23 protein-coding genes are annotated in these 23,258 nt (G+C 48.3%); 14 read left to right on the top strand and 9 right to left on the bottom strand.

Annotated elements, in window-relative coordinates; genetic code table 11:
• The first annotated feature begins 650 nt into the window (after positions 1 to 650).
• The 13 genes from B147_RS0125740 (at position 651) to B147_RS0125680 (ending at position 10,993) form a co-directional block, all read left to right on the top strand.
• Entirely contained in the window at positions 651 to 1,997 is a 1,347-nt protein-coding gene (locus B147_RS0125740) for a class II 3-deoxy-7-phosphoheptulonate synthase (RefSeq protein ID WP_020590077.1), read from the top strand.
• An 8-nt stretch (positions 1,998 to 2,005) separates the two neighbouring features.
• On the top strand, positions 2,006 to 2,800 hold the full coding sequence (locus B147_RS0125735; RefSeq protein WP_020590076.1) for a carbon-nitrogen family hydrolase: 795 nt from the start codon (positions 2,006 to 2,008) through the stop codon (positions 2,798 to 2,800).
• 1 nt (position 2,801) lies between these two features.
• Positions 2,802 to 3,290 carry a D-glycero-beta-D-manno-heptose 1-phosphate adenylyltransferase gene (gene rfaE2, locus B147_RS0125730; RefSeq protein ID WP_245569100.1) on the top strand — a complete coding sequence of 163 codons (489 nt, stop codon included), beginning with the start codon at positions 2,802 to 2,804 and terminating at the stop codon, positions 3,288 to 3,290.
• Positions 3,277 to 4,059 (top strand): purine nucleoside phosphorylase YfiH/LACC1 family protein, encoded by a 783-nt coding sequence (locus B147_RS0125725; protein ID WP_033398003.1) that lies wholly within the window; start codon positions 3,277 to 3,279, stop codon positions 4,057 to 4,059. The genes rfaE2 and B147_RS0125725 overlap by 14 nt, the downstream gene beginning before the upstream one ends.
• Positions 4,060 to 4,071: 12 nt before the next feature.
• The gene (selD, locus tag B147_RS0125720; RefSeq protein ID WP_083927986.1) at positions 4,072 to 5,121 is read left to right on the top strand and encodes a selenide, water dikinase SelD; all 1,050 of its coding nucleotides are present in this window, start codon (positions 4,072 to 4,074) and stop codon (positions 5,119 to 5,121) included.
• 115 nt (positions 5,122 to 5,236) lie between these two features.
• Positions 5,237 to 5,458 (top strand): AtpZ/AtpI family protein, encoded by a 222-nt coding sequence (locus B147_RS0125715; RefSeq protein ID WP_020590072.1) that lies wholly within the window; start codon positions 5,237 to 5,239, stop codon positions 5,456 to 5,458.
• Complete coding sequence (locus B147_RS0125710) at positions 5,458 to 5,859, top strand: ATP synthase subunit I (RefSeq protein WP_020590071.1); 402 nt, start codon at positions 5,458 to 5,460, stop codon at positions 5,857 to 5,859. The genes B147_RS0125715 and B147_RS0125710 overlap by 1 nt, the downstream gene beginning before the upstream one ends.
• Before the next feature lies 1 nt (position 5,860).
• The gene (gene atpB / locus B147_RS0125705) at positions 5,861 to 6,550 is read left to right on the top strand and encodes a F0F1 ATP synthase subunit A (protein WP_026259828.1); all 690 of its coding nucleotides are present in this window, start codon (positions 5,861 to 5,863) and stop codon (positions 6,548 to 6,550) included.
• Positions 6,551 to 6,640: 90 nt separating this feature from the next.
• Entirely contained in the window at positions 6,641 to 6,910 is a 270-nt protein-coding gene (gene atpE, locus B147_RS0125700; RefSeq protein WP_020590069.1) for an ATP synthase F0 subunit C, read from the top strand.
• Between the two features lie 257 nt (positions 6,911 to 7,167).
• Positions 7,168 to 7,593: a PilZ domain-containing protein gene (locus B147_RS0125695; RefSeq protein WP_020590068.1), complete on the top strand. Its 426-nt coding sequence runs from the start codon at positions 7,168 to 7,170 to the stop codon at positions 7,591 to 7,593.
• 14 nt (positions 7,594 to 7,607) lie between these two features.
• Entirely contained in the window at positions 7,608 to 7,922 is a 315-nt protein-coding gene (locus tag B147_RS0125690) for a hypothetical protein (protein ID WP_020590067.1), read from the top strand.
• Positions 7,919 to 8,872, top strand: coding sequence for an AAA family ATPase (locus B147_RS0125685; RefSeq protein ID WP_020590066.1), 954 nt, complete (start codon positions 7,919 to 7,921; stop codon positions 8,870 to 8,872). Before B147_RS0125690 ends, B147_RS0125685 begins: the two co-directional genes overlap by 4 nt.
• Before the next feature lie 93 nt (positions 8,873 to 8,965).
• Positions 8,966 to 10,993: an ATP-binding protein gene (locus B147_RS0125680; RefSeq protein WP_020590065.1), complete on the top strand. Its 2,028-nt coding sequence runs from the start codon at positions 8,966 to 8,968 to the stop codon at positions 10,991 to 10,993.
• A gap of 178 nt (positions 10,994 to 11,171) precedes the next feature.
• On the opposite strand, the gene B147_RS0125675 is transcribed toward B147_RS0125680, so the two are convergent.
• The 8 genes from B147_RS0125675 to hutI form a co-directional block, all read right to left on the bottom strand.
• Positions 11,172 to 11,600, bottom strand: coding sequence for an ACT domain-containing protein (locus tag B147_RS0125675; protein WP_020590064.1), 429 nt, complete (start codon positions 11,598 to 11,600; stop codon positions 11,172 to 11,174).
• 17 nt (positions 11,601 to 11,617) lie between these two features.
• Complete coding sequence (locus B147_RS0125670) at positions 11,618 to 12,922, bottom strand: phenylacetate--CoA ligase family protein (RefSeq protein ID WP_020590063.1); 1,305 nt, start codon at positions 12,920 to 12,922, stop codon at positions 11,618 to 11,620.
• A gap of 16 nt (positions 12,923 to 12,938) precedes the next feature.
• Positions 12,939 to 13,724 (bottom strand): enoyl-CoA hydratase-related protein, encoded by a 786-nt coding sequence (locus tag B147_RS0125665; protein WP_020590062.1) that lies wholly within the window; start codon positions 13,722 to 13,724, stop codon positions 12,939 to 12,941.
• Between the two features lie 29 nt (positions 13,725 to 13,753).
• Complete coding sequence (locus B147_RS0125660) at positions 13,754 to 15,565, bottom strand: N-acetylmuramoyl-L-alanine amidase (protein WP_020590061.1); 1,812 nt, start codon at positions 15,563 to 15,565, stop codon at positions 13,754 to 13,756.
• Positions 15,562 to 18,219 carry a DNA mismatch repair protein MutS gene (gene mutS, locus B147_RS0125655; RefSeq protein WP_020590060.1) on the bottom strand — a complete coding sequence of 886 codons (2,658 nt, stop codon included), beginning with the start codon at positions 18,217 to 18,219 and terminating at the stop codon, positions 15,562 to 15,564. Before mutS ends, B147_RS0125660 begins: the two co-directional genes overlap by 4 nt.
• Before the next feature lie 23 nt (positions 18,220 to 18,242).
• Complete coding sequence (locus tag B147_RS0125650) at positions 18,243 to 18,653, bottom strand: LapA family protein (RefSeq protein WP_020590059.1); 411 nt, start codon at positions 18,651 to 18,653, stop codon at positions 18,243 to 18,245.
• 166 nt (positions 18,654 to 18,819) lie between these two features.
• Complete coding sequence (locus B147_RS0125645) at positions 18,820 to 19,479, bottom strand: metallophosphoesterase family protein (RefSeq protein WP_020590058.1); 660 nt, start codon at positions 19,477 to 19,479, stop codon at positions 18,820 to 18,822.
• 126 nt (positions 19,480 to 19,605) lie between these two features.
• The gene (gene hutI, locus B147_RS0125640) at positions 19,606 to 20,856 is read right to left on the bottom strand and encodes an imidazolonepropionase (RefSeq protein ID WP_020590057.1); all 1,251 of its coding nucleotides are present in this window, start codon (positions 20,854 to 20,856) and stop codon (positions 19,606 to 19,608) included.
• A gap of 198 nt (positions 20,857 to 21,054) precedes the next feature.
• Here hutI and hutH point away from each other — a divergent pair, with 198 nt between their 5' ends.
• Positions 21,055 to 22,590: a histidine ammonia-lyase gene (gene hutH, locus B147_RS0125635; RefSeq protein WP_020590056.1), complete on the top strand. Its 1,536-nt coding sequence runs from the start codon at positions 21,055 to 21,057 to the stop codon at positions 22,588 to 22,590.
• 142 nt (positions 22,591 to 22,732) lie between these two features.
• On the opposite strand, the gene B147_RS30765 is transcribed toward hutH, so the two are convergent.
• Positions 22,733 to 22,912 (bottom strand): VOC family protein, encoded by a 180-nt coding sequence (locus tag B147_RS30765; RefSeq protein ID WP_020590055.1) that lies wholly within the window; start codon positions 22,910 to 22,912, stop codon positions 22,733 to 22,735.
• Positions 22,913 to 23,258: the final 346 nt, after the last annotated feature.

Here is a 23,258-nt window from a genome sequence, read left to right as displayed (position 1 = left end):
TTTTTTTGTAACGGGCCGGTATTATAATGTTTATTTAAAATTTAAGATGGTTCTGGCGGCACGATTTTTAAAATTACATAATAATATTAACATATTATCTAATCGTTGTGGGGAAACTGATTCCAAATCATGGTATTGAGCCTCCTGTTTGACGAAAAAAAAACTGGATCATCAAGTGATAGCCATAGCTTAGCCGATCAATCCATCAAGGCCAAGCCTTGGGGAAATCGTCTCGTTCGCATTCTTAACGGATTCTATGTTCCTGCTGTATGGTATTGGCGACGGAGAGGGTTAACGCTTTCTCCGGTTCAGTTAATTAGTTGGTTTTATACTTCTGGTTTTGGTTTTTCAATATTTTTTTGCTTGTAAAAAAGAAATTAAGTCCGGCATCATTTTTCGCCTTGATTTATTAAAAGTAGTATTGAGTTTTGTGCGGGTGGAGGCTTACCTCAAAAAATTTTTTCGCTGTATACTTTGCAATTTCAGGATAAACATTCTAAATTGCGGGGTGTGAATTTTTGATGGATTATAAATGAAATAACAGCCATGGCCGACCTGGTTTTTCACCGGGGGTTCAGCCCACAACGAAAGTTGAAAGACCTGTGTAAGTCTTATAAAAAAGAAATAATAAGGACAAGACGGTATAAAACATGACAAATCAAAATGGATGGACAAAATCAAGTTGGAAAAATTATACGGCCCTTCAGCAACCCAACTGGCCGGATCAAAAAGCATTGGAAAAAGTTACTGAAGATTTGGCATTGCTGCCGCCGCTGGTTTTTGCAGGGGAAATCAGAACATTAAAGGGCCTGCTGGCCAAGGCCTCAAGAGGGGAGGCGTTTTTGCTTCAGGGCGGCGACTGTTCAGAAGATTTTTCCCAGGTTACGGCACCCACCATCAGGGAGACCATGAAGGTTTTGCTGCAAATGGCTGTTGTTATGGCCTATGCCGGTGGAAAACCCGCCATAAAAGTGGGCCGGATTGCCGGGCAGTTTGCCAAGCCCCGATCATCAGATACGGAAACTGTCGATGGCGTTGAACTGCCGTCATATCGTGGAGACATGGTCAACAAAAGCGAATTTACCATGAATGCACGAACCCCCAACCCTAAATATATGCTTAAAGGATATTATCTGGCCGCCTCCACCCTGAACCTGTTGCGGGCATTTACCCGGGGCGGTTTCGCTGCGCTGCACAGGGTTCAGGCTTGGAACCAGGAGTTTGTGGCGCAATCCCCCATGGGCAGGTCCTATGACCGTTTAGCCAGGCAGATTGATCAGGCCATAAAATTTATGAATACAATCGGGATAACCACGGATATTCCCCAGATCAACCAAACCCAGATTTTCACCTCCCACGAAGCCCTTTTGCTGCCCTACGAAGAGGCATTGACCCGAATTGATTCCACCACAGGGGACTGGTATGATTGTTCGGCACATATGCTTTGGATCGGCGAGAGAACCCGGCAGGTGGACGGTGCCCATGTTGAATTTTTGAAGGGGGTGCTCAATCCGATCGGGGTTAAAATCGGCCCGGATCACGATATTGATAATATCAAACAGCTCATTGACGTTCTTAATCCTGAAAATGAGCCGGGAAGATTGACCCTGATTACCCGAATGGGATGTGGCAACATTGAGAAAAAGCTGCCCGCCCTGCTTCGGGAAATCAAAAAAGAGGGGTCTCATATCGTGTGGAACTGCGACCCCATGCATGCCAATACGTTTACCTCTGAATCCGGACACAAGACACGGGATTTCAATGAAATTTTAAAGGAGATTACCCGGTTTTTTGAAATTCACTGGGCAGAAGGCACGATTCCGGGAGGCGTTCATTTAGAAATGACCGGTAAAAACGTAACCGAATGTGTCGGTGGTGCCAGAAATATTGTTAGTGAGGAACTTCACAATCGATATGATACCACCTGTGACCCCCGGCTTAATGCGGAGCAGAGCCTGGAGGTGGCGTTCCAGATCGCTGATATGATAAAGCGTTAAAGGCTGATATGGTCACGGAAACAAAGTTTAAAGCCGGCGCCGTGCAGTTTGATGTGAAAGACGGAGATGTCCGGGGCAATCTCTCTGTTGCCCTTGGGCATCTGGGGCACCTGGCTGACCAGGGCGCATGCCTTGGGGTCTGCCCTGAATTTTTTTTAACCGGGTTTGACAATGAAAATATGGCCCGGCTGATGCCGGATGTAAAAGAGGGGATTCAACGTCTGGCTGAATTTGCTCGCCAGCGATCCATGGCCGTTGCCGGAAGTATGCCCGAGCAAAAGGAGGGTCGGGTATTTAATACCCTCTATTTCATTGACAGGGACGGTGAGATTCGGGTCAGGTACCGCAAATTGCATCTGTTTCCTTTGACGGGTGAGGATTTGCACTATGCCCGGGGAGATGAGATGGTGACGGCAGACACCAGTCTGGGCCGCGTCGGGGCAATGATCTGCTATGATCTGCGATTTCCCGAACTTGCCCGCCGCCTTTTCCTTGACGGGGCGCGGCTTTTTGTGATCAGTGCCCAGTGGCCCCTTACCCGGGTGGCCCATTGGCAGACATTAATCCAGGCACGGGCCATTGAAAACCAGGCTTGGTTTGTTTGCTGCAACCGTACGGGTACGGATACAAACGGACTTGTTTTTCCGGGCAGTTCCATGATTGTTGATCCCAACGGTTCTGTTCTTGCCCAGGGCGATGATAAGTCCGGTATCATCATGGCTGACATTGAGATGGACCTGGTGGATCGGGTGCGGAAAACCATCCCCGTTGGACAGGACCGCAGGGGGGATGTCTACGGTTAATATGGCTAATAAAATTGTTACGCTGGATGAGATGTGCCGTCTGGCTGATGGATACAAAACCCTTGGCCGGACCGTCGTGTTTACCAACGGTTGCTTTGACATTCTTCATGCAGGCCATGTGGCTTACCTTGAAAAAGCAAAATCATTCGGGGATGTGCTTGTGCTGGGTCTGAATTCCGATCTGTCCGTCCGGCAGATCAAAGGTGATCGTCGGCCTGTGATCTGCCAGGCCCAGCGGGCCCGTGTTGTGGCGGCCCTAAGCTGTGTTGACCATGTGGTGCTGTTCGATGCGCCTGATCCGGAAGCGTTGATTCGAGGCATTGTTCCCCAGGTTCTGGTCAAGGGGGCGGATTGGCCCGAGGATAAAATCATTGGCGCTGAGTTTGTCAAAGGCTGCGGCGGGCGCGTGGAACGTGTGGCGTTTGAGGAAGATATTTCCACATCAAAAATTATTGAACGTATTGGGCAAAAATTTTATGGCGGGTCCTGATCCTTTAACATTTGATCATCTGAATGTTTTTCCCGGGCTGGTTCACGGCGTTTTTTCCAGGGCCGAAGGATACAGCAAAGGGCCGTTTCTAGGATTGAATGTCGGATTGAGCACGGGTGATGACCCTGATATTGTAAACCGGAACAGGAATTTGATGCTGTCATCCATAGGTCTGAACCGGGGTCTGTTTTTAAATCAGGTGCACGGCACTGACATTGCCGTGATTAAATCAGAAAAGGATGCGGCAGGTGCTGTATGGAACGGGCAGGGGACGGCACCTTCTATAATAGTTAAAGCAGATGCCGCCGTTACAAACCTTAAAGGCCTGGGGCTTGCGATCCAGGTGGCAGACTGCCAGGCCGTAGTCCTGTACGACCCGCAAAAAGAGGTGGTTGCCAATGTCCATTCCGGCTGGCGGGGCAGTGTGGCAGATATTTTAGGCCGTTGCATCAATACCATGGTCACGCAGTTCGGATGTACCCCTGCAAGCATCCGGGCCGGCATTTCTCCTTCTCTTGGCCCTTGCTGCGCACAGTTTATTAATTATAAGCGGGAAATTCCCGAAACATTATGGCAATATAAAGAAAAGGACCGCCCCTATTTTGATTTCTGGCAGATTTCCCGGGATCAACTCGGGGCCCAGGGTGTGTTGGATGAACATATTGAAACCATGGGGCTTTGCACCCGGTGCCGTACGGATCTGTTTTACTCTTTCAGGGAAAACAAGGCCACCGGACGTTTTGCCGCAGTGATTGCCCTTAAAAATTAAGGATACAGAATAATGGATAAACCGGAACAGTTTTTTTTGACTCGCACAGTAAAAGCCGCCGGTTGAGCGGCTAAACTGGATCCAGGGGCCCTGGATAAAATCGTGTCAAAACTTGAAATACCGTTCCATCCGGATTTGATCATCGGGCTTGAACACCCGGATGATGCCGGTGTGTTTCGCCTGTCCGACGAGACGGCCATTGTCCAGACCCTTGATTTTTTGACACCTGTGGCCGACGATCCCTATGATTTTGGTCAGATTGCTGCGGCTAATTCCCTGTCCGATGTCTATGCCATGGGGGGGACACCCATTACGGTTATGAATATTGTCTGCTTTCCGTCATGCGACCTTGACGCAGGCATTCTTCCCCGGATTCTTGAAGGCGGGCTCGATAAAATTAAAGAGTCGGGCGCAGCACTTGTGGGCGGCCATTCCGTGGATGATCCTGAAATCAAGTACGGGCTGTCGGTGACCGGTATCGTGCACCCGGACCGGGTTTGGGCCAACAGCCGGGCAAAGGCGGGTGATGCCGTCATTTTGACCAAACCCATCGGCACCGGCATTATCTCCACGGCGATCAAAGGTGGACTTGCATCCGAGGACCAGGTTAAGCAGGCTGTAAAAACCATGTCTACCCTGAACAAACATGCGGCCCTGATCGCTAAAGATTTTCATGTTCATGCCTGTACTGATGTTACAGGTTTTGGGCTTGGGGGGCATTTGATTGAAGCGGCTAAAGGCTCAGGCATGCGTATTGAAATTTACACTGAAAAGGTCGGGGTGCTGGACGGGGTCATGGAGTATGCCGCCATGGGCCTGCTTCCGGCCGGTGCCCATAAAAATAAAAGTTTTTTTGCCCCGAATACCCGTGTGGCACAAGGAACGGATCGGGTGCGAAGTGATTTAATGTTCGACCCCCAGACATCGGGCGGGCTTTTGCTTTTTATGCCCCGGGACCAGGCTGTGCAATGTGTGGATATTATGGAGAAAAACGATATTCCGGCAAGGTTGATCGGAAGGGTTAGAGGGCCGTATACCAACGGATTCCTTGATATTATGTAAAACGTTTTTTCACGTTGACTTCATTGGGATCATATGATATTTGCTCTCAAGACAATTTGAGGATTACAGCTGCCGGGGAAATCGGCAAATAAGCTGCCGGGAAAGGTTGATAAAAATGGCAGAGAAAGATAAGGGTAACACCTTTCGTGAGCTGGGATATTTTGCAAGTCTTGGCATATCCGTGGCTCTGGCCATTGTCATCGGACTGGCACTTGGATACTGGCTTGATAGTGTTTTTGGTACAAAACCCATTCTTTTGCTGGTGGGGCTTGGGGTCGGCATAGCAGCCGGGTTCAGCAACATTATCAGGGCCGGAAAAAAAGCGGGAAAATATTAATGGAAGAACTTGAGAAAATAGTGGACTTTATCACACGAACCAACTGGTTTCTCTTTATCGGATCAAGCCTTGCGGCACTGATCCTGGCCCCCCAAAAAGTGTATCTCGGGGTTTTCCTGGGCGGTTTGATTGTGACAATCAACTTTCATGTTCTTAAAAATACAGTGACTAAGAATATCAACCAGAAGCGGGTGCTTGAAAAGGGCAAATCCCTGATCGGTGCGCTTCTGGTAAAATATTATCTGCGTTTTGCGTTGACGGCAGTGATTATTTTTCTGCTGATCGCAAACCGCAGCGTACATCCGGCAGGGCTTTTGGTAGGCCTTTCCGTAGTAGTGGCAAGCACGTTTATAGCAGCGGCAATTGAATTAACCAAGATTATATTCAGGGAGGCGGTTTAAGGTGGAACACCCATATCTATTTCTTACTTCGTTATTTAGTTTATTTGGTCTGGAAGATTGGGCAGGTGCCCATCCTCATGTCACTTACATGTGGTTTGCTATGATTATTCTCGTTATTCTGGGTTGGATTGGCGGCAAAAGTGTCGCCCTTGTACCCAAGACCGTTCAGAATGTTTTTGAGGTAATTATTTCCGGGCTTGAAGAGTTTATGGTTGGTATTACCGGTGAAGAGGGAAGAGATTCCTATCCGCTGTTGCTGACTGTTTTCCTGTTTGTCCTTTTAGGTAACCTGTTCGGCCTGGTTCCCGGATTCTATCCGCCCACAGCTTCCATCAACACGACTGTTGCCTTGGCCATCATCGTCGTGGCATGGAGCCATGTGATCGGTGTCAAGAAACACGGCGCAAAATATATTAAACATTTCCTGGGACCCGTACCGGCACTTATGCCTCTTTTCTTTGTTATTGAAGTCATCGGTCACCTGGCACGCGTACTCTCCCTCACTTTGCGTCTCTTCGGCAATATGATGGGGCATGAGTTGGTCGTTGGCATCCTTCTGATGCTGGCCGGTCCTTTACTGGTACCCCTTCCCATCATGGCAATGGGTATCCTTGTATCTTTGATTCAGGCCATTGTATTCTTCCTGCTGCCGACCATGTACATTGCCGGCGCCATTGAAGAAGCACATTAAATTTTATGAAACAGTAATGAATTAAGCTTTTTTACGGGATTTTGGAAGAAGCCCGTTTGTTTATAATACTTTATTAAAGGAGTAAATCTCATGGAATTTCTCGTTGGTAGTGTCTGGGCAGCAGGTTTTGCCATTGGTATCGCTGCATTTGGTTGCGGCATTGGTCAGGGTCTTGGTTTGAATGGTGCCATGTCAGGTATCTCAAGAAATCCTGAAGCAGCTGGTAAAATCCAGGTGAACATGCTGATCGGTCTTGCTCTGATCGAATCTCTGTGTATCTACGCTCTGGTTGTTGCGATGATCCTTCTGTTCGTTCATCCTGCAATCGGTCCTGCTGTTGCTGCACTTGCTGGACATTAATACGCAGCTGTTTAACGATACATTCGTTTAAAAAAGGGTGTCTTCTTATGAAGACACCCTTTTGTTTTTTCTTGCATGGATACGAAGGACCTGATATTATTTATTTCAACGCATTAAATTTCTTCAATAAACATTTACATGAAAGTCTCGATACGTTGTTAAATTATTTTCTTAGTTTATTATAACTTGAGCTTGGGTGTTGATAAGCCAGGTCAGTCATGTCTGTTTAACGACATTAATTCGTGGGAGGAAACCTGATGAGTGAGGATTCCATAGATTTTCAGCCGATACCCGAAGAAAATACCGAGGGCGGCCAGATTCGTCATTTGTTCCGGATGTCGGTCTCCTTAACAGATGATATCCGGGCAAACTTTGGCGAAAACGAATATTTAGTAACCAATTTGTCCGAAACCGGTATCGCCGTAAATGTCAGTTCCTGCCTTGAGTTTGAATCCGGCCAGATTATTGATGACGCCCGGTTAAGAATTGGGAATGTCAACATTACAGGGCTACGCGCCAAGGTAATTCATTGCTCCGTTCATGATTCAGGCAGTTTTCAGATAGGACTTCAATGGGTGGGTATGAACGCTGAGAATAAAAAAATATTGGAAACCGCTCTTGGACAGCTCAAAGTAAAGGCCTTGAAGGTTCAAGACCTGTTTGAAGAACACCCAAAAAGCTAAATGGTGGCATTGGAATGGTTGAGAAAAAAAATGTCATGGACAGCCTTTTAGGCACTGACGACAAAACGTTTGAAGGTTCAGCAAAGGAACTTGACTGTCTGATATACAGAGGCGGTCCCAATGAGGCTAAACCTGATTTGCCGGAAATGACTGCAAATCCTTCATGGACTGCGTCTCGGGGAAATGTTTCAGTGGAAATATGGGAAGGAAAGGCCAAAATCAGAATAAAGGTCAGCGGTGATGACACAGCCCATGTCTCCATGCGTAGACTTGCAAATATCGCAGTTGATGCTATCATCGCGGAGTTACAAAAGGAGAAGGACCAGTGATTATAACCTGTCCAAAATGTGCCAGAAAACATAAAGTAAATCCTGAAGCCTTGAAGCCTTTTTCAGATGCCGGTAAAACAAATATCATGGCTAGTTGCAAATCGTGCAAATTTAAATTTCCTGTGGCTCTTTCCTCCCTTCTGACATCTGAAGAAGAGCCCATCGAGATGAACCGCCGAGCCGGATCTGTGGCCAGAAAGATCTGTATTACCCTGAGCAAGGGTGGTGTGGGCAAAACGACCACTAGTGTGAACCTTGGTGCAGGTCTTGCACTCGCCGGGTATAAAGTCCTTTTAGTGGATACCGATACCCAGGGACAGTCCTCCTACATTCTTGGGAAAAGGCCGGGAGCCGGCTTGACGGAACTTTTAACCAAGGAACTGACGATTTCAGACTGCCTGATCGAAGCCAGAAAAAATCTATGGTTGCTTTCGGGGGGTAAATCCCTGGCAGGCGTTAAGCGTATTATTGACAAAAAAAGTTTTGGGGCGGAGTTTACTTTGTCCGAAGCCCTAAGCCCCTTGGACAATCAGTTTGACTTTATTTTGATTGATACAGCCCCAGGATGGGATCAGTTGATTGTTAATGTCCTTTTTTATTCGACCGAGGTGCTGGTGCCTGTTGCCTTAGAAGTCATGCCTTTGCATGGGATGTCTGAGTTCATAAAAAGCCTGGGTGCCATCCAGAAGTATAAAAGCGAAATTCAACTAAAATACATTGTGCCCACATTTCTTGATTTGCGGATCAAGGGACCCAAAGTGCTGTATGATCAATTGAAAAAGCTGTATCCTCGACAATTATGCAAACCCATTCGCTATAACGAAAATTTGGCCGATGCGCCTTCCTTTGGGAAGACCATTTTTGAATTTGCTCCAGGCTCAACAGCCTCGGAAGATTACCGGAGTCTGGTTCGCAGGGTGTCTAGAAACGAATCCGCTCTTCTTAAATAATGTTTGTAACGTATTCATCTATCAGGTTTAGCCCCATCCGTTTTGACTGATCCGTTTTTGTTGCAATCTTTTAGTGGTAACCAGGAAAATCATATGGGTTTAAGGACCCGAATTCTTATTTTTGTTGTTATGGCTTTTTGTGCCGTTAGTCTGTTTCTGTATTTCTTCATCACCCACCAGGTAAAAGTCCTTGAGTTAAAAAAGTTACGGGCACAAATTGATAACTCCACCTATCTTATGCGGATTATCAATACCCTTCCCCTTTATAATGTGGATATGGAAAGTCTAAAAATGAACATAGAGGCTTTTTTTGATGATGAAAACATAAAACGCCTTAGCATCCATGATTCAGAATTGAATATGAATATCAATCTTGAAAGACAGCTACCTTTGGGCGGAGTGGATATAAAGAAAAGTTTTATCATTGACTATAAAGGAGTGAAACTCGGAAGACTGACAGTGATTTACTCCACCAGCCTGATTGAAAAAAATTTGGCTAAATTTCGGGCACGGATATTGGGGGCTACTTGCTTCGTGAACCTGCTCAGCGCTGTAGTGCTTGCTTTTTTGATTGATTTTATCACTAAACCGCTTGCAAGACTTGCCCGTATTACCTCTGATATAGCTGCAGGAAATTTTGATGACGAAATTGAAGAAACAGGTGTTGGAGAAATCCGGACCCTTTCACGCAATTTTATTCGCATGCATGATGCCGTTAAAGAGAAAAAAAAGGAAATATCGCGTACCAATATAATATTGAAGGGAGAAATACAGCAGAAAAATATCCAGGGCAGACAAATTTTGCACCAGCGTAAGCTGATTTCTTCAGTGAATACATTTTTTCAACGATCCATGACAGCACAGTCCATACAGGAAATTGCAGAGATTTTTATTCCCATTGCCCAGGACGTAATTCCGGGCCCATATTGTTTTGTGGGGCAGGTTTGTGACGCAGAAAATAATTTGAAAATTCTGGCGCTTTCCGATCAGGCCGAAAAATTATGTCCAAGATTTGATGACGCGGTTATAAATTGCGGCGTTAGACAGCATATATCCGGCGGGCTGGTCGAAGCAATTACGAATAAAGCCCCTGTAATATTCAATAACGTGAGTTTGAATTCTGAATTTTCATTTTTCCCCAGTGAACATCTGCCCATCCAAACCATTATGGCACTGCCTATACTGTACGGAAAGGATGTGTTTGGCCTGGTCGTTTTTGCAGGTAAGGAAGGCGAATATATCTCTGAAGACCAGGAGGTTGCCACAATGATGATTCTGGTCTTGGTTGAAGCGTTATACCTTCGACGCCGGCAGGATGAAAAGCAAAGACTGGAAAAAAGGGTGGTTGAGTCTGAAAAAATGGTGTCAGTGGGAAAACTTGCTGCAGGCATGGCCAATAACATCAATGGGCCTTTGGCCGAAATACGCAGGGCGGCCCAAAGGATACGCAACAATGTTGAAAATCCTGTCTCTGAAAATTTAGCAGCCGCAGATAAAAACGGACTGAATTTTGATGGGTTGAGCCGGTATATGCAAGATCGTGGTGTCTTTAACGATTTGAATCTGATCATGAAAGCCGATAAAAAAGCGTCAGGGATTGTCTCGAACATGCTCTCTTTTTTTGGGAAAACCAAAATGGATTTTGCTGTTGAAGATATATCCCTTCTCCTGGACCAGTCGCTTGAACTGGTCTCAAGTGAATATAGCCTGGAACAGGAGTTTTATTTTGATGCGATCCAGATTATGAAGGATTATGCCCCTGATTTACCAAAAGTCAAATGCCGGGCTGGTGAATTAAAACAGGTATTTTTCAATATTCTGTCAAACGGGGTGGATGCCATGGCCGGGTATGCGGATAACCCGTGTCCGACTTTTTTTATGCGAACCTATGGTAAAAAAGATCAGATTTGTGTTGAGATAAGAGATAATGGCCCGGGTATGTCCAATAATATCTGCAGGCGTATATTTGAACCGTTTTTCTCCACCAAGCCTGACAAAGAGGGTGCCGGACTTGGATTGTCCGTTTCCTATTTTATCATAACGCAGATTCATAACGGCTCAATCGAAGTGGAGTCCACCCCTGGCGAAGGAACCTGTTTCAGAATTTTTTTGCCCATTTAAAGAAAAGTTGCGGCAAAGAATAGGGCCATCCTGCAGTAAGGGCCATGGAAATATTCAAATCCACCAACAAAGCGTTTAGGCTTTGTCTGAACGAAAACTTGTGTTTGGACGAAAAGTTGCCCAGATGCAAGGTGCAGATGGGCGACTTTCCGTTCAAACACTATTTATAGACGGCACGTTAGAGATTTGAGATTTCCTCTTTATCTATAACCTTAATGCCCTGTTCCGCTAAAATAATTTTTGCCTTTTCAAGGTCATCAAAGCGGAAAATCATGATAGCGTTTTTACACTGGGGGTTGGCAAACGCATACATGTACTCCACATTGACGTCTTGTTCACTCAATGGATCCAGCACCTGGTTCAGGCCACCGGGTTCATCATTCACCTCCACCGCCAGAACACGGGTTTTGCCCACGGTAAATCCCTGATTCCGTAAGGCAGTGGTGGCTTTTTCGTTATCATTGACAATGAGGCGAAGTACACCAAAATCCGTGGTGTCTGCCAGGGAAAGCGCCCGTATATTCACACCGGCATCCCTTAAAATGGCAGTGACTTCAGCAAGACGACCTTCTTTATTTTCTATGAATATGGATATCTGTTCAGCCATAATAATAGTCTCCTTGGTTAAAATTGGCGGTTATCTATAACCCTGACAGCCTTGCCCTGGCTTCTTTCTATGGTTTTAGGCTCCACAAGGGCCACCTTGGCAGATACGCCTAGGTGCTCCTTGATATTATGTGAAATTTTACCTTCCATGGCCTGCAGCCCCTTGATGTCATCGCTGAAAGAGGATTCGTCAATTTCTACCTTTACCGTCAGGGTATCCAGGTTGTCAACCCGGTCAACCACCAATTGGTAATGGGGGGCAACTTCCCGGTTTTCCATGAGAACGCTTTCAATCTGGGAGGGGAATACATTAACGCCCCTGATGATAAGCATATCGTCCGTACGGCCCGAGGGTTTGTTCATCCGCATGTGGGTCCTGCCACAGGTGCAGGGCACCGGATTCAAGGAGGTGATGTCCTTGGTGCGGTAACGGATGACTGGGAAGGCTTCTTTGGTAATGGATGTGAACACGATTTCACCGGGATCTCCGGGGGGAACCGGTTCTAGGGTATCCGGATCAACGATCTCCACAATGAAATGATCTTCTGCAATATGAAGGCCTTTTTGCTCTTCAACGCACTCCACGGAAACGCCCGGACCCATGACTTCGGACAGGCCGTATATGTCCACGGCCTTGAGGTTAAGTTTGGATTCCAGTTCCTGGCGCATTCTTTCCGTCCAGGGCTCTGCACCGAAAATACCGGCTTTAAAAGACAGATCCTTGAAATCCACCCCCATTTCCAAAGCCACTTCAGCCAGATGGAGAATATATGATGGCGTGCCACACAGAATTGTGGGCTTGAAATCCTGCATAATGGTGATCTGGCGCTTGGTATTGCCGCCGGAAACCGGAATAACCGATGCGCCTAAACGTTCCGCCCCATAGTGGGCACCCAGACCGCCTGTGAAAAGACCATACCCCCAGGCATTATGGATAATGTCGCCTGGCGTGCCACCGGCGGCAGCCATGCTCCTGGCCATCAGATCAGCCCAGGTGTTGATATCCCGTTTGGTGTAGCCGACAACTGTGGGTTTACCCGTGGTCCCTGAAGATGCGTGGATGCGGACCACCTGTTCCATGGGAACCGCGAACATGCGGTAAGGGTAGTTATCACGGAGGTCCTGTTTGGTGGTAAAAGGCAGACGCCTTAAGTCATCCAGGCTCTTTATGTCAGAGGGCTTAATCCCGGCCTTGTCATAGGTCTCCTTATAGAAAGGAACCGTAGCATGAATCCGTTCAATGGTGGTTTGAAGACGGCGAAGCTGGATCGCCTCCAGGCCCTCCCTGGGCATGGTCTCATAGTCAATGTCGAATATGGGCATGTTTCATCTCCCTGGTTTAAATATTGCCTTTGAATTCAGGCTTTCTCTTTTCTAAAAATGCTGATGTGCCTTCTTTTGCATCCGGGCTTGCAAAGACGATGGCAAAGGCGTCATTTTCAATCAAGCATCCGGTTTCAAGGTCACAACCCAGTCCGGCCTGTATAGCCTCTTTGGCCGCTCTTAAGGATACGCATCCTTTGGCTGCAATGCGCCGGGCTGTTTTTTTGACCTCATCCATAAGGGATTCAAGGGGGCACACCTGGTTGACCATACCATATTCCAGGGCTTTGTCAGCAGTAATATTGCCTCCGGTGAAAATCATCTCCTTGGCCCTGTTTTTCCCCACAACCCTTGCAAGCCGCTGGGTACCGCCAAAACCGGGAATCAGGCCCAGGTTGATTTCAGGCAGTCCGAATACTGCATTTTCCGAGGCATAGATAAAATCACAGGCCAGGGCAACTTCACTGCCGCCGCCCAGGGCAAACCCGTTTACGGCGGCAATGGCCGGGAAGGGCAGGGCTTCAATCTTGGAGAATATTTTCTGGCCTTTGCGGGAGAAGTATTTTGCCGCCAACGCGTCCATTTGGGTCAGTTCCGAGATATCCGCACCTGCGACAAAGGACTTGTCTCCGGTGCCTGTTAAAATGAGTACCCGGATTTCATTATTGGCCAGCACCTGGTCCAAAGCGACATCCAATTCATCAAGCAGTGCGTTGTTCAGTGCATTCAAGGCCTTGGGCCGATTAAAAGATATCATGGCAATGGCACTGTCCATCTCAAGAATAATGTTTTCAAATGACATAATTTCCACCTTTCATTTGGTTTTCATAGTTATATGTGTTTGGGATTTGTTGCATTGATATATTTTTCTATCCCGTCGGCAATGGCGTTGCAAATGTCATTGCGGTAGGCGTCGGTCATCAGACGTTTGCATTCGGTTTTGTTGGAAAGAAAAGAGGATTCAATGAGAATTGCAGGCATCCGTGCCCCAAGCAGTACATAGAACGGCGCCTGTTTGACTCCCAGATCACGAATTGTTCCGTATTTCTTTTTCATGCCTGCGATCATGGCTTTATGAACGTCATTGGCAAGACGTGTGGACTCTTCGATCTTGGCATGTTTCATCAGATCATTAAGGATATAGGCCAGATCCGAGATATTTTTTTTAGATGTGGCATTTTCCCTGGCGGCCACGGCAATGGCCTGTTCATCCGTGGCCAGGTTTAGAATATAAGTTTCAATGCCGGACAGTTTTTTGTTTTTTGCGGCATTGCAGTGCATGGAGATAAACAAGTCGGCCCGCTGGGTATTGGCAATAGCAGTACGTTCCTCCAGGGTTAGTTTCCGGTCTGTGGTCCGGGTAAGCAACACCTCACAGTTCAGGCGGTTGCGCAGCTTTTCCGCAAGGGATAGTGCCAGTTTGAGTACAATATCCTTTTCCCATACGCCTTTGATATATCCGGGCGCGCCGGGATCCTTGCCGCCGTGGCCGGGATCAATGACGATTTTTCTGACACCCAAAGCCAGCTGGCGGGCAATGTCGGATGATTTCAAATTGTCCGTGGTGACGCGGTCCGGCTTTTCATCAGACGGCTTTGTTCCGGGGGAGGCATCGGCAATCTGGTCCATAGGTCCGGAAGCGTTTTTGCCCCACAGGTCAATAACGATACGGAAAGGGTCTTTTAAGGAAAAAATTTTATAATTATCAAAATCTTTTATATCCACCACCACCCTGACGGTGTGGGGGGCAAACTGGCCGGCCCGGGCCTGTTTAAGCAGATCATCATTGATGGGGGTGTGGTCCGGCACATTGCGGCCAAGTCTTGCCTGGTCAATATCCACATACAGTCGCTGGAAAGGGACATTCAGGGCCGGGTCTTTTTTCAATAGCTTGTGGGTGTAATTTCGTTCTCTGTCCGCATTGACCACAACCCTGGTGTATTCCGGGTTAGACCAGAATCGTAAGTCCGTAACGGTTGTGTCTCCTTTGGGCGGCTGCAGCTCCGTATCATCAGGTTTGGTGGTCTCGGGACCGCAATACGCCGGGTCCTGTGTGTCTTTTTCTATAATATCCGATATGACATCCGAGGGCTGCTGATATTCCCCCGTATCGGCAGCCTCGGCCTGGGCCAGTTTCTGCCTGTGGTATTCTGCAATGGCTTCATCATCCCGGGTTAACTTTTTTTGGGACCGTTTTATTTCTACGTCACTGTTGTTCAGGCGGGGCCTTGAGGCGTTTGCTGCGGCCAGGGTGTTGGCACGTGCACTGTAAGCGCTTTGGGGATAAAACCTTTTAATGCGGGCGATAAGATCGTCTGCCTGTTGGTTCCAGTCGGCATTGCCTGATCTTTTGGCAAGTTGGAAATAGAGTTCTGCACCTTTGTACAGCCCGGCCGGCGCCCAGGAATTTCCAGGAAAGTTTTTATGGATGGCTTTGTATTTTTCAATACAGGTCAGCCAGGCAGACACCTTGTTTATATCCACTGAAGAGCGTTTTAATTTTTTAAGACAGGTATCTGCTGCCAGGTATCTGGCTTTGGCCGGGTCGGCGGCAAGGGCTGTCCCCATGGGCCGGTAAAACAGGCAAAGACATACCAGAACCGGCATAAAAACTGTGAATATACGGTTAAACCCGGTGTTCATGCCTCAACCTTGCGCTTGAGTTCATTTAAAAAGTTCAGGGCGTCAAGGGGAGTCATCTGGGCAATATCCACGTTGTGCAGCATCCGGCGCAGATCATCGTCCGAGGGACCGAACAGGTTCATTTGACCATTGGTGTTTTGTTTTTTTGCCCCTTTTTTCTTTTTGGCAGGTGGCGGCAAAGGCGCCGGTGTCATGGGATGGTGTTCCGCAGATGCCAGCACCGATTTGGCAAGGTCAATAATATCATCGGGAACCCCGGCCAGACGCGCCACCTGGATGCCGTAGCTGCGGTTGGTGCCCCCTTTGACCAGGCTGCGGAGGAACACAATATTGTCGTTGAACTCCTTGACCTCTATATTATAATTCTTAATCCGGGGTTTGATTTCTTCAAGCTGGAGCAGCTCATGGTAATGGGTGGCAAAAAGTGTTTTAACCCCTTTTCCATTCAGATCATGTAGGTACTCGGCAACGGCCCAGGCAATGCTCATGCCGTCGTAGGTGGAGGTTCCCCTGCCGATTTCATCCAGGATGACCAGACTTTTTTCCGTGGCATTATTGACAATATTCGCTGTCTCCTCCATCTCAACCATGAAGGTGCTCTGCCCGGAGGAGAGATTGTCCAGTGCCCCCACCCGGGTAAATATCCGGTCGGTGATGCAGATGGAGGCACCGGCCGCCGGTACGAACGACCCCATTTGGGCCATGAGAACGGTTAGGGCCACCTGGCGCAGCACTGTGGATTTGCCGGCCATGTTGGGACCGGTGATCAGGATCTGCTGGCACTGGATATCGTCCATAGCAATGGAGTTGGGTACGTACCGCTCACCCTGAATAAGTTTTTCCACCACCGGGTGCCTGCCGTCCTGAATGTCAATGCGCCGGTCGTCATTGATGTCCGGCTTTACATAGGCATTTTCCACCGCAGCTTTGGCAAGTCCCTGGACCACGTCAACGGCGGCAATAAACTGTGCCATGGTCAGGATATCCTTAGCCCGTTGGGCCACCTTTTCCCTGACTGTGCAGAAAATTTCATATTCCAGGGCGTTTCTGCGTTCCTGGGCATTGAATATGGTGTCTTCCACCGCTTTCATGTCCTGGGTGATAAACCGCTCGGCATTGACAAGGGTCTGTTTCCGGATATAGTGATCCGGTACCTGGGCAGACTGGGCTTTGGATACCTCGATGAAATATCCGAACACCTTATTGTATTTTATTTTAAGCGAGGAGAGCCCCGTCGTTTCCTTTTCCTTTTTTTCCGTTTTTGCAATCCATGATTTTCCGTCCCGGGTGATGGATAAAAGCTCGTCCAGTTCCGGACTGTATCCGTCGTTGATCAGGTTGCCTTCGTTGAGTACGTGCACGGCATCTTCCCGGATGGCTTTGCCGATCAATTGGGCAAGTTCTTCCAGGCTCCGGACCAGGGACTGCGGTTCATCCGTGCCGGCACCATTGAGGATCGGGCTTTCAAATGTTTCGGTCTCTTGGAACAGATCGGGCAGGACCGAAAGGGAATTTTTAAGGGAAAGCATGTCCCGGGCATTGCCCTGGCCCATGGATATACGGGAGCCTAACCTCTCAAGATCATATACGGATTTAAGCAGATCCCCAAGTGTCTGGTGGGTGCCGGGTGCGTTGATAATTTCTTCGATGGCACCAAGGCGCTGCTGTATTTGGTCTTTATCCACCAGGGGGTATCTGATCCACTGCTTGATCAGCCTGCCGCCCATGGCCGTGACGGTTTTGTCCAGAATGTGGATCAAGGAGCCTTTTGAACTCTGGGTTTGGATATTGGTCAGCAGCTCAAGGTTTTTGCAGGACCTGTCGTCAATAACCATGAAGTCATTGAGGTCATACGGGGATATTTTGTAAATATGGCTGGTGTCCGACAACTGGGTGTCCCGGACATAGGAGATGGCAGCGCCTGCTGCAGATATACAGGCCGGCATGCGTTCAATACCGAACCCTTCAAGGCTGCGGGTGGAAAATTGTTCTGTCAGAAGCTGCCGGGCATTGTCAGACCGGAACGTATAGTTGTCCAGATAAGTGATTTCAACATGGGAAAACGTTTTTCTGACGACGGCCATGGCCGGATCGGATTTGAAACTGTCCGGCAGGAGTACTTCCTTGGGGGATAGTTTTAGGGCCTCGTCCAACAGGATGTATGGGATACCCCCCGAAGTGCGTTTTACCTGGCAGGTGGTAAAGCCGCCCGTGGAGATATCTATGCAGGCAAGACCGGCATGCTCGGATGTTTTGGAGATTGCCACCAGAAAGTTGTTTGTTCCCCGGTCCAGAAGGGAATCATTAAGGATCATTCCCGGGGTGATGACCCGGACAATTTCCCGTTTGACAAGTCCCTTGGCCTGGGAGGGGTCCTCCACTTGATCACACACCGCAACCTTGCAGCCCTTTGCAATGAGTTTGGCAATATAAAGATCGGCTGCCTTGTAAGGCACACCACACATGGGTACGGGATCGGGGTCGTTTTTATTCCGGGAGGTCAGTGCGATTTCAAGGATGCCGGCTGCCTTGACGGCATCCTCAAGAAACATCTCATAAAAATCCCCCATCCGGTAAAAAAGTATGGCGTCCTGACAGGTTTCTTTGATGGCCAGATATTGGGCCATCATGGGTGTTTGTTTCTTTTTGACCATGGAATTTCAAAGGGAGGGGGACTTCAGGCCTTTTTCTTTTCCTCGGTTCCAGCTTGCTGCTGTTCCTTATCCTTGCGGGCTTCTTCTTCCAGGTGTTTTTTAATGTAGGGATCGTGAAGAAATATATCAAGACGTGTTTGAAGAGAATTAATTTCTCCTTTCATGCTTTCAATCCGTTCATCTCTTGTTCGAACCTGGCGTTTCAGGCGAAAGGCCGTGATTAGTCCGCGAATCCCTGTAATTAAAAGGCCTATGACCAGACAGAGAACCCAATAGGCCCAGTTTGGAAATTCCATGGCCGTGAAGTAAAGGGATGCTACTTTAAAGTCAATGTGGAGCGCCGTAGTTGTCAGAAAGTATTCCTGATTCTGAAGACCGAAAATAGTCAGAACCACCAGAAAAATTATGAACAATATAATTTTAAAAGTTTTCATTCGTTTTCTCCATTATAGATTTTGAGTAAATCCCTATAAATTGACGGTGACTATAGATCAAAATTAGTTATTTATCAATTCTTCTTTTGGTTTGCAACGGCTTGCCCCGTGAATGTTCGGCATTTTATAAACAGTGCCCGACCGGAAACCGTAAATTTTACCGATTTTAATTGGGCGGCGTATCCGATTGCAGAAGATTCACTTTAGGTGGTTCATTTTTTTCAAGGTCAATGATGGCTCCTGATCCCGGCCCTGCTATGGCGCAGTTAACCACGGTACTTTCATGGAGTGTTTCCATTCCGGCGTCTTCATGGATGTGACCGCAAAGCACAAGGCTTGGTGCTGCGGCCTCGATAAATCCTGCCAAATTCCGACTGCCGGCATGGATTTTTTTACCCACACGGTCACACGCTCCCTTGGGAGGGGTATGGACCACCAGCACCGTATCCGGCGCCATAGGGCAGGGCAGGTCGGCAAGCTTCTTTTTTTCATTCAGGCCGACCCTGTTGACAAAGGGCAAAGGCAGGGTCCCTGACATTCCCACAAAAGAAAAGTCTTTAATTTGAAGGGGCGTTTGCGTTAATAATGTGATATTGGCCGCTTTTTTTATACGGGGTTCAATGCGTTTTAAGTCCGTATTTCCCCGGATCACCAGAACGGGAACAGGAAGACTGTCAAGCTGGGACAGGACGGTGGACCAGTTGAGAAAATGGGTCATGTCCCCGGGGACAACCATTAATTCAGGCTGGTACTGGTCTAAAACCTTGTAAATGGTTTCCATATGTCCGGGTTTGCCGTGAATGTCTGCAACTGCGTATATGCGCATCGGTTCTCCAAATTAAAAGGACTGTAAACAAACGTTAGCTTTCTTAGATGTTTTATAAGTAAAGTTCCAATAAGCTGTTGAATTACTTTCTTACTTTGTTGTGGGCTACACCTCGGTGCTGATATGTCAGGTCAGCCCATGGCTGTTATATGTGATTTTGCCTGCAATCACAACCTTGTTTACACAGCAGATACCCATCTGGTAGCTCAAGTCGGCCGGTGCATCAATATCCCACAGCACAAAATCCGCATCTTTTCCTGTTTCCAGGCTGCCTTTTTGTTTGTCAAGGCCCAGGGCTTTTGCTCCGTTGATGGTGGCACCGGCAAGGGCCTGTTCACAGGTCAGTCCGAACAGTACACAGCCCATGTTCATCACTGTGGCCATGTCATGGACCGGGCTTGTGCCCGGATTCAGGTCCGTGGCCAGGGCCATGGGTACCCTAAGGCGGATAAGATCTTCCACCGGCGGCTTTTGGGTCTCTTTGAGCATGTAATAGGCGCCGGGCAGAAGTACGGCCGTTACACCTGCATGGGCCATGGCCTTTGCGCCGTCAAGGGAAAGGTATTCCAAGTGATCACAGGACAGGGCATTGAACTGTGCGGCAAGCGCTGCGCTACCTGAGTCCGAGAGCTGTTCGGCATGGAGCTTGACCGGCAGGCCTAAGTCTGTGGCTGCGGTAAACAACCGTTTTGTTTGTTCTATGGAAAAGGCGATTGATTCGCAGAATACATCCACGGCACAGGCAATACCCTGGTTTTTGATTCCGGGCAGCATGGTGTTGATGATCAGGTCCACATAGTCGTCAGCTCGTCCTTTGTATTCCGGGGGCAGGGCGTGTGCCCCGAGAAATGTGGGGGAAACATGCAAAGGAAAGCGTTGAGCCAGGCGGTCAGCCACAGCCAGCATCTTCAATTCATTCTCAAGATCCAGGCCATACCCGGATTTTATTTCCACACAGGTGGTGCCTCGGCTTATAAAGTGGTTGATGCGCCGGGATGCGATATTAAAGAGTCGGTCTTCGGATGCTTCACGCACAGCCGCAACCGTGGCGGCAATACCTCCGCCCTGCTTTGCAATATCTTCATAACTTGCACCGGACAGGCGCATTTCAAATTCATTGGACCTGGACCCGGCCCAGATCAGATGGGTGTGACAGTCCACAAACCCGGGCAGTATCCACTTGCCGGTGCAATCAATGATTTCATCGGCAATGGGGCCGGGTGAGGCTTGAAGCTTGTCAGAAGTACCGATCCACTGGATTTTTTTTTGGGCCACCCCGATGGCTCCGTCTTTGATGATGTTGTAACGGCCCCGGGCCATGGTGGCAATATCTGCATGAATAAACACGATGTCCCAGGGGGCTTGTGTATGAGTCATGGGTGTCTTCCCTTATGGATGTTGACATTTTTGCTGCAATTCTATACTGCTTGTCTATACAAGTAGATGCATTGAGTCAACACCCTGTCAAGCAATCTGCAAGAATGTTCAGGATCATTTTCGGAACGGGTTTTAGCCCATTTTGCCATATTCGGGAGCAAGGGCGTCCCGTTCGGTATGTTCGCTAGGGAATAAAACATGATGAATGATACTATTCAGCTCAACGGACAGAATTTCACCCTTGCTCAACTGGTCGAGGTTGCCCGTAATGGACGAGACGTTGCCGTTTCCGTTAATTCCGAAGCCCGGATTAAAAAGGCCCGGACCTTGGTGGAGCAATGGGTGAAGGAAGGCAAGCGCATCTATGGTGTGACCACGGGATTTGGGGCATTATCCGATGTCAGCATCTCATTTGAGGATACAAAAACGCTGCAGCGCAACATTCTTTTATCCCATGCCGCAGGTATGGGCAACTGTATGGATGATGATGTGGTCAGGGCCATGATGGCGTTGCGGATCAATGATTACTGCCGGGGCAATTCAGGGCTGCGCCTTGAAACCATTCAAACTCTTGTCCATGTTCTCAATACCGGAATCATTCCTGTGGTTCCTGAAAAAGGGTCGGTGGGGGCCAGCGGAGACCTTGTGCCCATGGCCCATCTATCCCTGGTGCTGATCGGCGAGGGTGAAGCCTTTGTGGATGGGGTACGCATGCCGGGCGCCCGGGCTCTGGCTGCCAAAAATATTGAACCTTTGAAACTTGGTGCAGGGGAAGGGCTGGCCCTGATCAACGGTACCCAGTTCATGCTTGCTCTGGGTTGCCTTGCCCTTTATGATGCCTTAAATCTTTGCAAACATGCCGATATTGCCGCTTCCATAAGTCTTGAAACCCTGATGGGCACACGCACCGCTTTTGATCCCAGAATTCATAATGCCCGGCCTCATATAGGACAGATGAAGGCGGCCTCCGATATGATGAAAATCACCCAGAATTCTGAAATCGTATCCTCCCACAGGGATTGCTCAAGGATTCAGGATGCCTATACCCTGCGTTGTTCCCCCCAGGTCCATGGCGCATCCTGGGATGCGTTCAATTATGTGGAACGGGTAATCCGGGTGGAGATGAACGCCTCCACGGAAAATCCCCTGATTTTCCCGGAATCCGGAGAGTTTCTTTCCGGGGGGAACTTCCACGGCCAGCCTTTGGCTCTGGCCTGTGATTTTTTGGGCATTGCCATTGCAGAGCTTGCCAATATCTCCGAGCGCCGGATTGAACGCCTGGTCAATCCCCAGCTTTCGGGTCTTCCCGCCTTTCTGGTCAAGGACACCGGGCTCAATTCAGGGTTCATGATCGCCCAGTATGTGGCCGCCTCCCTGGTTTCTGAGAACAAGGTCCTTGCACATCCGGCTTGTGTGGATTCCATTCCCACCTCCGCCAACAAGGAGGATCATGTCTCCATGGGCGCTACTGCCGCACGCAAATGCCGGGACATCGTAGAAAACGCCGAGCAGGTTATTGCCATTGAGCTTTTATGTGGTGCCCAGGCCATTGATATGTTCACAAATCTTAAGGCCGGCAAAGGCACCATGGCTGCTTATGAAACCATCCGCAGTAAAGTGCCCTGCATGACAAAGGACCGATTTTTGTCAGCAGATATTGCCGCTGTTCGAAAGCTTTTGCACAGCGGCCGGATTGTTCGGGCTGTGGAGGATGCTGTCGGCAAGCTCTATTAACAGCCATGGGCTGACCTGGTTTATCGGCAATTGATCACTGATCCCTGTTCCCTGTTCCAGGAGAGAATCTCAATGATATTGCCCTCGGGGTCCTTAAAATAAACAAAGACCAAGGTCCCGATTCCTGGCACTGGTTTTTCCGTTACCTTGCCAAGGGGCCGCCTCCCTCTTTCAGGGCCTTGTCATACACCGTTCTTACATCATCCACCTCAAAGGCGATATGGGTATATCCCCGGTGATTGGCCATGGCATCGGCGGTCTCCACCATCTCGGCATATGTAAAGATCTCCAGGGTCAGCCCGTCATCGTCGAAGCCGGGCAAAAGGAGATGCGCTCCTTCAAGGCGTGCTTCGGACAGCCCCGTGCCCCGGTCAAGCCATTCCCCGGAATAGCTTCGTTCCGGCTGTTTAATCCGACAGTTGAAAACGGTACTGCTTGGATTTCGCTTGTTCCCATTTTGAATTTTATAAATTTAAAAATCAATAAAATCGGTCGAAAAAGTCTAATTTTTAGAGCATACACCCAATTTTTTAATATAATTCACCATAATCAATCGTAACTACTTGAAATTAAACTAGATTTTTTTCACAAAAAAGTAGAGTCTTTCCAGTTAAGTTAAGGAGGGCTCTATCATTGCGACTGCCAGTTATAAAAAATGTTCAAACGCA

The organism is Desulfobacter curvatus DSM 3379, assembly GCF_000373985.1.
Classification (GTDB): Bacteria; Desulfobacterota; Desulfobacteria; order Desulfobacterales; family Desulfobacteraceae; genus Desulfobacter; species Desulfobacter curvatus.
The sequence above is the reverse complement of the archived record's forward strand: the minus strand, read 5'-3'. Positions and strand labels throughout refer to the sequence as shown.

Excerpts from the sequence above, each read along its gene's own strand:
- B147_RS0125710 (WP_020590071.1), top strand. The coding sequence starts at position 5,458 with ATGGAAGAACTTGAGAAAATAGTGGACTTTATCACACGAACCAACTGG.
- B147_RS0125680 (WP_020590065.1), top strand. The coding sequence starts at position 8,966 with ATGGGTTTAAGGACCCGAATTCTTATTTTTGTTGTTATGGCTTTTTGT.
- B147_RS0125695 (WP_020590068.1), top strand. The coding sequence starts at position 7,168 with ATGAGTGAGGATTCCATAGATTTTCAGCCGATACCCGAAGAAAATACC.
- B147_RS0125715 (WP_020590072.1), top strand. The coding sequence starts at position 5,237 with ATGGCAGAGAAAGATAAGGGTAACACCTTTCGTGAGCTGGGATATTTT.
- B147_RS0125675 (WP_020590064.1), bottom strand. The coding sequence starts at position 11,600 with ATGGCTGAACAGATATCCATATTCATAGAAAATAAAGAAGGTCGTCTT.
- B147_RS0125665 (WP_020590062.1), bottom strand. The coding sequence starts at position 13,724 with ATGTCATTTGAAAACATTATTCTTGAGATGGACAGTGCCATTGCCATG.
- B147_RS0125645 (WP_020590058.1), bottom strand. The coding sequence starts at position 19,479 with ATGCGCATATACGCAGTTGCAGACATTCACGGCAAACCCGGACATATG.
- B147_RS0125690 (WP_020590067.1), top strand. The coding sequence starts at position 7,608 with ATGGTTGAGAAAAAAAATGTCATGGACAGCCTTTTAGGCACTGACGAC.
- mutS (WP_020590060.1), bottom strand. The coding sequence starts at position 18,219 with ATGGTCAAAAAGAAACAAACACCCATGATGGCCCAATATCTGGCCATC.
- atpE (WP_020590069.1), top strand. The coding sequence starts at position 6,641 with ATGGAATTTCTCGTTGGTAGTGTCTGGGCAGCAGGTTTTGCCATTGGT.
- B147_RS0125735 (WP_020590076.1), top strand. The coding sequence starts at position 2,006 with ATGGTCACGGAAACAAAGTTTAAAGCCGGCGCCGTGCAGTTTGATGTG.
- B147_RS0125740 (WP_020590077.1), top strand. The coding sequence starts at position 651 with ATGACAAATCAAAATGGATGGACAAAATCAAGTTGGAAAAATTATACG.
- B147_RS0125660 (WP_020590061.1), bottom strand. The coding sequence starts at position 15,565 with ATGAACACCGGGTTTAACCGTATATTCACAGTTTTTATGCCGGTTCTG.
- B147_RS0125670 (WP_020590063.1), bottom strand. The coding sequence starts at position 12,922 with ATGCCCATATTCGACATTGACTATGAGACCATGCCCAGGGAGGGCCTG.
- B147_RS0125725 (WP_033398003.1), top strand. The coding sequence starts at position 3,277 with ATGGCGGGTCCTGATCCTTTAACATTTGATCATCTGAATGTTTTTCCC.
- rfaE2 (WP_245569100.1), top strand. The coding sequence starts at position 2,802 with ATGGCTAATAAAATTGTTACGCTGGATGAGATGTGCCGTCTGGCTGAT.
- hutI (WP_020590057.1), bottom strand. The coding sequence starts at position 20,856 with ATGACTCATACACAAGCCCCCTGGGACATCGTGTTTATTCATGCAGAT.
- hutH (WP_020590056.1), top strand. The coding sequence starts at position 21,055 with ATGATGAATGATACTATTCAGCTCAACGGACAGAATTTCACCCTTGCT.
- B147_RS0125650 (WP_020590059.1), bottom strand. The coding sequence starts at position 18,653 with ATGAAAACTTTTAAAATTATATTGTTCATAATTTTTCTGGTGGTTCTG.